The sequence below is a fragment of the Colwellia sp. KU-HH00111 genome (genome assembly GCF_040362745.1).
Classification (GTDB): domain Bacteria; phylum Pseudomonadota; class Gammaproteobacteria; order Enterobacterales; family Alteromonadaceae; genus Colwellia.
This window is the reverse complement of the sequence record NZ_BAABWO010000002.1, coordinates 617197-628075: the sequence shown is the minus strand read 5'-3', so window position 1 is coordinate 628075 and position 10879 is coordinate 617197. Positions and strand designations below refer to the sequence as shown.

Annotated in this window: 14 protein-coding genes; 2 read left to right on the top strand and 12 right to left on the bottom strand. The window is 40.0% G+C overall.

Annotated elements, in window-relative coordinates:
- The 12 genes from rpsQ to ABXG98_RS07030 form a co-directional block, all read right to left on the bottom strand.
- Nucleotides 1-243 (bottom strand): 30S ribosomal protein S17 (rpsQ, locus tag ABXG98_RS07085; RefSeq protein ID WP_353537984.1); only part of this gene is annotated, 243 nt, incomplete at its 3' end.
- Nucleotides 243-434, bottom strand: a complete 192-nt coding sequence (gene rpmC / locus ABXG98_RS07080) for a 50S ribosomal protein L29 (protein ID WP_159821672.1) — start codon at nt 432-434, stop codon at nt 243-245. The genes rpmC and rpsQ, both read right to left, overlap by 1 nt.
- Nucleotides 434-847, bottom strand: a complete 414-nt coding sequence (rplP, locus tag ABXG98_RS07075; protein ID WP_206483184.1) for a 50S ribosomal protein L16 — start codon at nt 845-847, stop codon at nt 434-436. The genes rpmC and rplP overlap by 1 nt, the downstream gene beginning before the upstream one ends.
- Nucleotides 848-859: 12 nt before the next feature.
- Nucleotides 860-1555, bottom strand: a complete 696-nt coding sequence (gene rpsC / locus ABXG98_RS07070) for a 30S ribosomal protein S3 (RefSeq protein ID WP_353537983.1) — start codon at nt 1553-1555, stop codon at nt 860-862.
- Nucleotides 1556-1567: 12 nt separating this feature from the next.
- Nucleotides 1568-1900 (bottom strand): 50S ribosomal protein L22, encoded by a 333-nt coding sequence (gene rplV, locus ABXG98_RS07065; protein ID WP_353537982.1) that lies wholly within the window; start codon nt 1898-1900, stop codon nt 1568-1570.
- A gap of 11 nt (nt 1901-1911) precedes the next feature.
- On the bottom strand, nt 1912-2187 hold the full coding sequence (rpsS, locus tag ABXG98_RS07060; protein ID WP_011041718.1) for a 30S ribosomal protein S19: 276 nt from the start codon (nt 2185-2187) through the stop codon (nt 1912-1914).
- A gap of 86 nt (nt 2188-2273) precedes the next feature.
- Nucleotides 2274-3098, bottom strand: coding sequence for a 50S ribosomal protein L2 (gene rplB, locus ABXG98_RS07055; protein WP_353537981.1), 825 nt, complete (start codon nt 3096-3098; stop codon nt 2274-2276).
- A gap of 12 nt (nt 3099-3110) precedes the next feature.
- A complete protein-coding gene (gene rplW, locus ABXG98_RS07050) occupies nt 3111-3413 on the bottom strand; it encodes a 50S ribosomal protein L23 (protein WP_242283926.1) in 303 nt (100 codons plus the stop codon).
- Nucleotides 3410-4015 carry a 50S ribosomal protein L4 gene (gene rplD, locus ABXG98_RS07045; RefSeq protein WP_353537980.1) on the bottom strand — a complete coding sequence of 202 codons (606 nt, stop codon included), beginning with the start codon at nt 4013-4015 and terminating at the stop codon, nt 3410-3412. Before rplD ends, rplW begins: the two co-directional genes overlap by 4 nt.
- A gap of 16 nt (nt 4016-4031) precedes the next feature.
- Nucleotides 4032-4670, bottom strand: a complete 639-nt coding sequence (gene rplC / locus ABXG98_RS07040; protein ID WP_353537979.1) for a 50S ribosomal protein L3 — start codon at nt 4668-4670, stop codon at nt 4032-4034.
- A gap of 14 nt (nt 4671-4684) precedes the next feature.
- The gene (gene rpsJ / locus ABXG98_RS07035; RefSeq protein WP_070375080.1) at nt 4685-4996 is read right to left on the bottom strand and encodes a 30S ribosomal protein S10; all 312 of its coding nucleotides are present in this window, start codon (nt 4994-4996) and stop codon (nt 4685-4687) included.
- Nucleotides 4997-5268: 272 nt separating this feature from the next.
- The gene (locus ABXG98_RS07030) at nt 5269-6294 is read right to left on the bottom strand and encodes an AraC family transcriptional regulator (RefSeq protein WP_353537978.1); all 1026 of its coding nucleotides are present in this window, start codon (nt 6292-6294) and stop codon (nt 5269-5271) included.
- A 186-nt stretch (nt 6295-6480) separates the two neighbouring features.
- Between ABXG98_RS07030 and ABXG98_RS07025 the strand changes: the two genes are divergently transcribed.
- Nucleotides 6481-8889 (top strand): TonB-dependent receptor, encoded by a 2409-nt coding sequence (locus ABXG98_RS07025; RefSeq protein WP_353537977.1) that lies wholly within the window; start codon nt 6481-6483, stop codon nt 8887-8889.
- 111 nt (nt 8890-9000) lie between these two features.
- Nucleotides 9001-10641: an AMP-binding protein gene (locus ABXG98_RS07020; protein WP_353537976.1), complete on the top strand. Its 1641-nt coding sequence runs from the start codon at nt 9001-9003 to the stop codon at nt 10639-10641.
- Nucleotides 10642-10879 lie beyond the last annotated feature (238 nt).

The following is a 10879-nucleotide window of genomic DNA, read 5'->3' as shown; positions in this document are numbered from 1 at the left end:
TACTACAACGTCAACTAAAGTCCAGTTCTTAGACTTTGAAATTGGCGCCACTTCACGAATTGTTACTAAATCACCTTCGTTACATACGTTAGCTTCGTCATGTGCTTTCAACTTAGTTGAACGCGTGATGAATTTACCGTACATAGGGTGCTTAACGCGACGTTCGATCATTACAACGATAGACTTATCCATCTTGTTACTGATAACAACGCCTTGTAGTGTGCGGATTTTAGCTTCGCTCATTACTTACCTGCCTTTTCAGTGATGATAGTCTTAACACGTGCAATATTGCGACGTACCGTTCTTAGCAAATGAGTTTGTGCTAATTGACCAGTGCTTGCTTGCATGCGGTAGTTAAACTGCTCGCGTAGAAGCTCTAGTAATTCAGCGTTAAGCTCTTCAATGCTTTTTGCTTTAAGTTCACTAGCTTTCATTACATTACCGTCCTAGTTACGAAGGTAGTTTTAAACGGAAGTTTAGCAGCTGCTAAAGCAAAGGCTTCGCGTGCTAATTCTTCAGAAACACCTTCCATTTCATAAAGAACACGACCAGGAAGAATTTGGCAAACCCAATATTCTACTGAACCTTTACCTTTACCCATACGAACCTCAAGAGGTTTTTTGGTAATTGGCTTATCAGGGAAAACGCGTATCCAGATTTTACCTTGACGTTTTACATGACGAGTCATAGCACGACGAGCGGCTTCAATTTGGCGTGCAGTCATACGACCACGTTCTACCGATTTTAAACCGTAAGTACCGAAGCTTACTGAACTACCAACCTGTGCAAGACCACGGTTACGTAGTTTAAACTGCTTACGGAATTTAGTACGTTTTGGTTGTAACATTACTGATTCCTCTTACTTAGGCTTGCGGTTAGATTTTCTTTTAGGTTTAGCAGCTGGTTGCTCTGCTTGCAATGGCATTTTGCCAATGATTTCACCTTTAAAGATCCAAACTTTGATACCAATAACACCATAAGTTGTGTCACCACGCGCAATAGCGTAGTCGATATCTGCACGTAATGTATGTAGAGGTACACGACCTTCACGATACCATTCTGCACGTGCAATATCAGCGCCGCCTAAACGACCGCTAACTTGAACTTTGATGCCTTTAGCGCCTAAACGCATTGCGTTTTGTACTGCACGCTTCATAGCGCGACGGAACATAACACGGCGTTCTAATTGACTAGCAATGCTGTCAGCAACAAGCTGCGCATCCATTTCTGGCTTACGAACTTCAGCGATGTTGATTTGAGCAGGAACACCAGCAATTTTAGAAACAGCTAAACGTAATTTTTCAACATCTTCGCCTTTCTTACCGATAACAACACCCGGACGAGCCGTGTGAATTGTAACGCGGATAGATTTGGCTGGACGTTCAATAACTACTTTTGATAGTGATGCGCGCTTAAGCTTTTCTTTCAAAAATTCGCGAACCTTATGATCGCCGTCTAAGTTGCTAGCAAAATCTTTGCTGCTTGCAAACCAAGTAGACGCGAAAGGTTTCGTGATACCTAAGCGAATACCGGTAGGATTAACTTTTTGACCCATACTAATATACTCCTAAGAATCAGACACAATCACAGTGATGTGACTAGTGCGCTTAATAATGCGATCGGCACGGCCTTTCGCACGAGGTCTAATACGTTTCATTGTTGGACCATCGTCAACCATAATGGTTTTAACGAATAATTCATCAATGTCTGCACCTTCATTGTGCTCTGCATTAGCAATGGCTGAGTTAAGTACTTTTTTAACTAATCCAGCAGCTGATTTGTTGCTGAACGTTAAAATTTCAAGTGCTTTCTCAACATGTACGCCACGGATTTGATCCGCAACTAAACGTGCTTTTTGCGCAGAACCACGGGCAAATTTATGTATAGCGATAGCTTGCATTTAACTTCCCCTTATTTCTTCGCTTTCTTATCTGCGACATGGCCGCGATAAGTACGAGTTGGTGCAAATTCTCCTAATTTGTGACCGATCATTTCTTCGGTTACAAATACAGGAACGTGTTGACGGCCATTATGGACAGCTATGGTCAATCCGATCATCGTAGGGATGATCATTGAACGACGGGACCAAGTTTTAATTGGCTTTTTATTCCCGCTTTCCACCGCTTTCTCTACCTTCGTCAACAAGTGTAGGTCAATAAAAGGACCTTTCTTGAGGGAACGTGGCATGGTGATTCCTTAATTATCAGTACCCTCATTACCGAACCTCATTATGTGGTTATCGGTAATGCAGAGTATTAGTTTAATGTACTAAATTACTTAGTACGACGACGTACGATAAATTTATCAGTACGCTTGTTCTTACGAGTTTTGTAACCCTTAGTTGGTACACCCCAAGGTGATACCGGGTGACGACCACCAGATGTTTTACCTTCACCACCACCGTGCGGGTGATCAACCGGGTTCATAGCAACACCACGAACCGTTGGGCGAACACCGCGCCAGCGTGAAGCACCAGCTTTACCCAGAGAGCGAAGCATGTGTTCAGCATTGCCGATTTCACCTAACGTTGCACGACAATCCGCTTCAACTTTGCGCATTTCGCCAGAGCGAAGACGTAAAGTAACGTAAGCACCGTCTTTCGCAACTAATTGTGCGTAAGTACCAGCAGCACGTGCAACTTGTGCACCTTTACCTGGCTTAAGTTCGATTGCGTGAACAACACTACCTAATGGTGCGTTGCGAAGTGGCATACTATTACCGGCTTTGATCGGCGCATCAACACCAGACTGGATTGTATCACCAGCTGTTAAGCCTTTAGGGGCTAAGATGTAACGACGCTCGCCATCGGCGTATAATACTAAAGCAATGTTAGCACTGCGGTTTGGATCGTATTCTAAACGTTCTACTTTAGCAGGAATGCCATCTTTATTACGTTTAAAGTCAACGATACGATAATGATGCTTATGCCCACCACCAATGTGACGAACAGTAATGCGACCATTATTGTTACGACCACCAGACTTAGACTTAGTGTCTAGTAATGGTGCGTAAGGCTTACCTTTGTGAAGCTCTTTGTTTACCACTTTAACTAGGTGACGACGACCCGGAGAAGTAGGTTTACATTTTACAATAGCCATTTTCAACTACTCCTATGATTCAGCGCCAACGAAGTCGATGTCACTACCTTCTGCAAGAGTTACGTAAGCTTTTTTCCAGTCGTTACGACGACCAGTGCGAGCTCCAGTACGTTTTACTTTACCCTTAACATTAAGTGTATTAACACCTACTACAGAAACTTCAAAAAGCTTCTCAACTGCCGCTTTGATTTCAGCTTTAGTTGCATCAGTAGTTACTTTGAAAACAACTGTGTTGTTTGCTTCAGCTGCCACTGTTGCTTTTTCAGAAATATTTGGTGCTAAAAGCACTTTCAACAAACGTTCTTCGTTTATCATGCTAGTATCCCCTCAATTTCTTTAACTGCATCAGCAGTAATTAAAACTTTTTCGAAACCAACTAAGCTTACTGGGTCGATTGCTGCAACATCACGAACGTCAACTTTATATAAGTTACGTGCTGATAAGAACAAGTTCTCGTCAACTTCTTTAGTTACAATCAAAACGTCTTTAAGCTCTAAGCCTTTCAACTTAGCAACTAAATCTTTAGTTTTAGGTGTTTCTACCGAAAAATCGTTTACTACAACTAGACGCTCTTGACGAACTAATTCAGATAGGATGCTAGCAATCGCACCACGATACATTTTACGGTTAACTTTTAAGCTGTGGTCTTGAGGTTTAGCAGCAAATGTAACACCACCTGAACGCCAAATTGGACCACGAGTAGTACCAGCACGTGCACGGCCAGTACCTTTTTGGCGCCATGGTTTAGCACCACCGCCGCTAACTTCAGAGCGAGTTTTTTGAGCACGAGTACCTTGACGAGCACCAGCTGCATATGCAACTACTACTTGATGTACTAACGCTTCGTTAAACTCACGTCCAAAAGTTGCTTCAGACACTTCAAGAGCACCTGTTGCGTCTTTTAATGATAATTCCATCACAAAATCTCCTGGACTAAGCTTTAACAGCTGGTTTGATGATTACGTTGCCATTGATTGCACCCGGAACTGCGCCTTTAACAAGCAACAAGTTACGTTCTGCATCAACGCGAACCAATTCAAGGTTTTGTGTAGTAACGCGCACAGCACCCATATGACCAGACATTTTTTTGCCTTTGAAAACGCGACCTGGTGTTTGACACTGACCTAACGAACCGTTAGAGCGGTGAGAAATCGAGTTACCATGTGTTGCATCTTGCATGCTGAAATTCCAGCGCTTGATACCACCTTGGAAACCTTTACCTTTTGAGGTACCAGTTACGTCTACTAATTTAGTTTCATTGAAAATCTCAACAGTGATTTCACTGCCAGCTTCAATATCGCTACCTTCATTATCACCTAAGCGGAATTCCCACAGGCCACGACCTGCTTCAACGCCTGCTTTAGCGAAATGACCAGCTGCTGGTTTGTTAACACGATTAGCTTTTTTGCTACCCGTAGTAACTTGAAGCGCTGAATAACCATCGTTGTCTACAGTTTTAATCTGAGCAACACGGTTCGCTTCAACTTCTAGAACTGTAACAGGAGTAGAAATACCGTCTTCTGTGAAGACACGAGTCATACCCACTTTACGTCCAACTAGACCTATAGTCATTGTTAAAACTCCTCTTAGCCCAAGCTGATTTGAACATCAACGCCAGCTGCAAGATCTAAACGCATTAATGCGTCTACAGTCTTTTCAGTTGGCTCAACGATATCAATCATGCGTTTATGAGTACGAATTTCGTACTGATCACGCGCATCTTTGTTAACGTGTGGAGAAGTCAAGATAGTGAAACGTTCTTTGCGTGTAGGCAATGGAATTGGACCACGAACCTGTGCGCCAGTACGTTTTGCAGTATCAACGATTTCTGCTGTAGATTGATCAATCAAACGATGATCGAACGCTTTCAAACGAATGCGAATTCTTTGATTTGACATGTATCAAATCCCCTTTTAAAAGAACAAAAAAATACATCCCTCTGCTTCCTTATGTGCTGGAAGGGGGTGTATTACTTAATAACATTCAACGCAAAATTAGCGCTGCTGTATAAAGAGGTAAACTAAATAGTTTTCTCTTTAGCTTGTTTTTCCTTACGATATTATCGAAACGAATAAACAAAAGCACACTCAGTTCACCTGAATGTGGTCGCGTATTATACATAATAATATTATTTAGGCAAGGGTTAAGTTTGCTTTGCTATTTTATTAATTTATCTGAGGCTAGATGGCGTTTGCCCGGTCCATTTTTTAAATGCCGCTCTAAAATTTGACACATCACTAAAGCCAATTGAACACCCTATATCTTCAACAGTTAATTGTGTAGATAGAATGAGTTTCTTTGCTGCTTCACAGCGTAACTCTTTCGCTATATCTCTAAAACTTGTGCCTTGCTCTGATAGCTTCCTTCTTAAGGTTCTTGGTGTTATGCATAAATAGTTGGCAAGCTCTTCTGAATACAATTCTTTATGCATATTCGCGGCTACCCATTGGTTAACTGTGATCAAAAATTCATTTTTAGCTGCAATTGAATTTAATACCAAATCGCATTGATCTAGTAATAACGGTATGGCAAAAGGATTACTTCTCGGTGTACTCAGCAGCAACTTGTTATTGGTGAGTACAAATTCATTATGGGCGCTGCCATACGTTATTGGGCACTGAAAATGCGCTTCATAAACGCGATAATGTTTAGGCTTAGCAAACGACAGTCTTAACTGGTCAAATGAAAAATTTTGGCTATTCAAACACTCTCTAACCAGAGAAAGTACGATCACACATTGGAGCTCTATATTAAATTCAATTAAGTCATTAACAGATAATAAATCGTTAAAACGAAAACAGGAATAACCCGGCATTTCATCATCATGCAAAGACATACTTACCGTTTTTGTGGCAAGATTGTGATAACGCACTGAAAATTCCAATGCGGCACGTAATCCTTTACAGCAGAGTAATGTGCATCCGTACAAACCGTAATCATTCACTTTTATTGATGCGCCCAATAATATACTGATCGTTGGGATCTTTAATGCGAGAACGTTACGATAGAAAGCAATTATCTGCTCTTTATGAACTTTATAATTACGATCATTTAGCTCATATGGATGGATATTAGTGTCTTTTAATAACAAAGCTACATCAACCCCTTTTTTAGCAAGCACTGTCGCAATAAAGCTAAGTTTATGGGCAAATACTTGTCCAACAAAGTTATCTGGCAAGTTATTTTTTAATGTCATATTACTATTTCTTATGGTGCCAATTAACGACAGTTAACCATCAATTAGACCGTTTATCACTCATTTTTGACCGCATTTCACCTTATTTTTACTATAACCGACGCTTATATTATAAGCACCTAGGATGCTTCAAGTTAAGCGTTACATGGGTATAACCAAAACCATAATAACTATAAAGGAAATGACATGAAGAATATGAGAAATAAACGTTTTTTTGCATTAAGCGCGTGTGCTCTTGCAATCAGTACCGCTTCGGCGCAACCAAACAACGAGAATGAACACGACAAAACATCACCTTTAGAAGTGCTGCACTTGGAAGTAATTCATGTAACCGCACAAAAACGTTCCGCAGATGCTCAAAAAACGCCAATATCACTTAATGTACTCAGTTCTGCTGATTTAAAAGAAAAAGGCATTGAGAAAATAGATGATCTGCAATATTCAGTACCCAATCTTCATATGACAGAAACGGGGATTTCAACGCAAATTTATATTCGCGGCATAGGCACGGGAAATAACCAAGGTTTTGAGCAATCTGTTGGTCAGTATATTGACGGGGTTCATTATGGTCGCCAACAACTATTGAGGATGCCTTTTCTCGATTTAGAGCGCGTCGAAGTATTAAAAGGTCCGCAATCAATTTTATTTGGGAAAAACTCCGTGGCTGGGGCGCTCAATTTAAGCTCTGCTAGGCCCACCCAAGACTTAAATGCAAGTATTGATGTATCTTATCAACCTGAGTTTGGCGCATCTGAAATCAACTCCATGGTTTCTGCTGGTTTAACCGACACTTTATCTGCTCGTGTTGCTCTACGTGATTACCAAGAAGATGGTTACATTAATAATAGCTTTAAAAATAACGATGAAACAACGCGAGATGAACAAGCGTATCGACTCAGTTTATTATGGGAACCAACAGATAGCACCAACTTTTTACTTAAACTAGAACACGACGAATTTAAAAGCGATGGCCGTCAAATTGAAATTATTCGCGATGATCCTAACATGTCTACTGGCTTAGCATTTAATCAATACCTTGGTTTGTTTGGTCACCCCGGAGGAATCACCGAAAGCGAACTAAACTTCGAACGTCAGGCTGACAATGATGAGTTTAGCCATAATGAATTAGACAACATCACTTTAACGGCTAATACCATGTTTGATGATTACACGTTAACGTCAATCAGTAGCTTAGTCAGTTATGAGTTTACCGAAGAATGTGATTGTGACTACGTTGCAGCGCCAGTATTTAACGTAGATATCAATGAAGAATATGAGCAATTTAGCCAAGAATTAAGAATAGTTTCACCATTAAGTGATACGTTTGATTGGATCGGTGGTTTGTATTTTCAACGCAGTGAAAACGAATTTGATGATCGTATCAAAATCCCTGCAAACAGTATATTACCTCTAGCTAACCCGTCATTGGCACCCATTGCTAATACAAGCGCAGGACGCAATTACACCTTAGAAAGCACTATGTGGTCTGTTTTTTTTCAAGGTAATTTTCATGTTAGTGATGATCTAACTGTAACGGCAGGTGCTCGCTATACCACAGAAAAGAAAGACGGTCACAGGGAAATGAATATTAGAGAGCTGAACAATAATATCATTGGCGGTGGAGATATTATCGCTGATCCAACAGCTGCTACTTTATACAATCTTGCTTTTGCTATTCAAAATGAGCAAAGTCCATTATCGCCTGAAGGGCACAATTTAACTAACTCTAGAGATGAGTCTTCATTCACTCCTTTGTTAAATGTTCAGTACAAATTCAACCGTGATGTCATGACTTATATTTCAGCGACTACAGGCTTTAAAGCTGGAGGTTTTGATGCGCGCGCTAATAATATTGGCTCATGGGAATTTGAAGAAGAAGAGGCAACCTCTTATGAATATGGTATTAAGTCTTCATTATTAGAGCATACTTTGGAAGTGAACTTAGCTGTCTATCGAACTGAATACGACAATTTGCAAATTAGTCAATTTGATGGAACTTTAGGCTTTAATGTTGGTAATGCAAAAGAAACATTGGTACAAGGGCTAGAAGTTGACGGTCGCTGGTTAGCATTAGATTCTGATGCTGGTACGTTAACCATCAATTATGCTTTGGCTTATTTGGATCATGAATTTAAAGACTTCAAGAATGGCAATTGCTACAACCGTCAAGTGCCTGATGGTGATATTGGTCCAGGGGGCGTTCAATTATGCGATTTTACTGGCAAGTCAGGCCAATACACACCGAAATTTACCACGACAATTGGTTTTGATTATTTTAAAGCAATTTCATTTTTAGGGTTTGAATATTTCCGAGCTAATTTAGGCTTGTACCATGCTAGCGAGCAAAATGTTCACCCTAACCTAGATCCACTTTATGATATTGATGCTTATATCAAAGTCGATGCGCGTATTGCGCTAGAAGCTGAAAATTGGAGCATTGCACTATTTGGTAGAAACCTAACCGATGAAAAAGTATTAACATATGCTGGCAATGCGCCGCTCTCGGGTAGTAGTTTCGGCACTAACACCTTCTATGGTTTTGTTGACCGACCTGCAACCTTTGGACTACAAGTGCAATATGATTTTTCTGATTAATTTCTCTCAGTAAATATTAAAAGCAGGCGAAAATATCGTTATTTTTTCGCCCGCTTTTATCTTATAGTGTCTACACCTAACTTTAACTCTGTTGTTTTTTAAGGCCTTACCATGACTAAATCCTGGTTCCAAAACTATCCCAACAACATCGCTCATCAAATCGATGTAACTCGTTATCATTCACTTATCGACCTATTTCATAAAACAACAGCTAAATATAAGCAACAAACGGCTTATAGCAATTTCGGCTCGGAACTTAGCTTTGAGCAAATTGAAAAGCTATCACGTGACTTTTCCGCTTTTTTACAAACAAAACTCAACATAAAAAAAGGTGACCGAGTCGCACTAATGTGCCCTAACACTTTATGTTTCCCCGTTGCCATGTGGGGCATTATTCGAGCTGGTGGTGTACAAGTAAATGTTAACCCTATGTATACGCCCAGAGAGCTAGAACACCAACTCAATGATGCCCAAGTTGATACTATTATTATATTTTCACCTTCTACCAAGATGCTTGCAGATATTGTTGATAAAACTGGTGTTAAAAATATTATTACCATTGATTTAGATAACTTAGTTAATAAGGGATTACCCTGCGCTTCTGTTGATGAACGTTTAACTGACACGATCAAGTTTACTGACGCCTTAGCACAAGGCCAAGCGCTTGAGCTATCGGAGCCAACCCTGTCTCAATCAGATTTACTGTATTTACAATATACTGGAGGCACTACTGGATTATCTAAAGGAGCAATGCTCACCCATGGCAATTTGATCGCTAATATATTGCAATATGAAGAGTTTGCCAAAAATCATATTCACTATGGCAATGATATTGTTATTACCGCTATTCCGATGTACCACATCTTTGCTTTAATGGCGAATACCCTTGCCTATTTCACCTTCGGCGCTAAAAATATTTTAGTCACTAACCCACGTGATATGTCCAGTTTCGTTGAGGTTTGGAAAAACACTAAAGCAACCATGTTCACCGGAGTAAATACTTTATTCAACGGCCTATTACACACCCCAGGGTTTGAACAAGTAGATTTTTCATCTTTAAAACTATGTATCGGCGGCGGTGCAGCAGTGCAAAAAGCAGTTGCCGACAAATGGCAACAAGTCACTGGCGTAAAGTTAAATGAAGGCTACGGTTTGTCAGAAACCTCGCCTATTTTAACACTAAATTTTGGTACGACTATTGATGGCAAGCAAAGCTATATTGATGGTATTGGTGTGCCTATGCCTAATACTGATATCTCTATTCGCGATGATGATGGACATGTTGTTGCTCAAGGTGAATCTGGGGAATTATGCGCTAAGGGTCCACAGGTGATGTCAGGTTATTGGAATAATGTTGAGGCTACCCAGCAGTGCATGACCCCTGACGGTTACTTCAAAACAGGTGATGTTGCTATGCTCGACCAACAAGGTTTTTTTCATATTGTTGACCGTAAAAAAGATATGATTAATGTCTCTGGCTTTAATGTGTATCCAAATGAAATTGAAGCTCAAATTGCTAAAATGCCTGGCGTATTAGAATCTGCGTGTATTGGCATTGATGATGACAAAACGGGTGAAGCAGTGAAATTGTTTGTTGTCCGTAATGCAAACGCTGCAGATATCAATGAACAAGATGTTATTGATTTTTGCAGACAAGGTTTAACCGCTTATAAAATCCCTAAAACCGTCACCTTTATTAATGAAATTCCAAAATCTACTGTTGGAAAGCTTTTACGTCGTGAGTTGAGATGAACTACCGACTAAGATCACAAAAAATTGACGCATTATTGACATATTCTTGGCATGAATATTTCATATAACTAATTTATGTAAGTTAATATGAGCATTTGACAATTAGGTTAATGCACTAAGAAATGCTCACTTAGAACCTATTGCTAGTTTTTTTTGCTTTGATATAGCCAGAAAGTTCTTGACGAAACTAATCCTTAAGCGTTAAGTTTGATGGTCAATATAAAAACAACTATAAAAT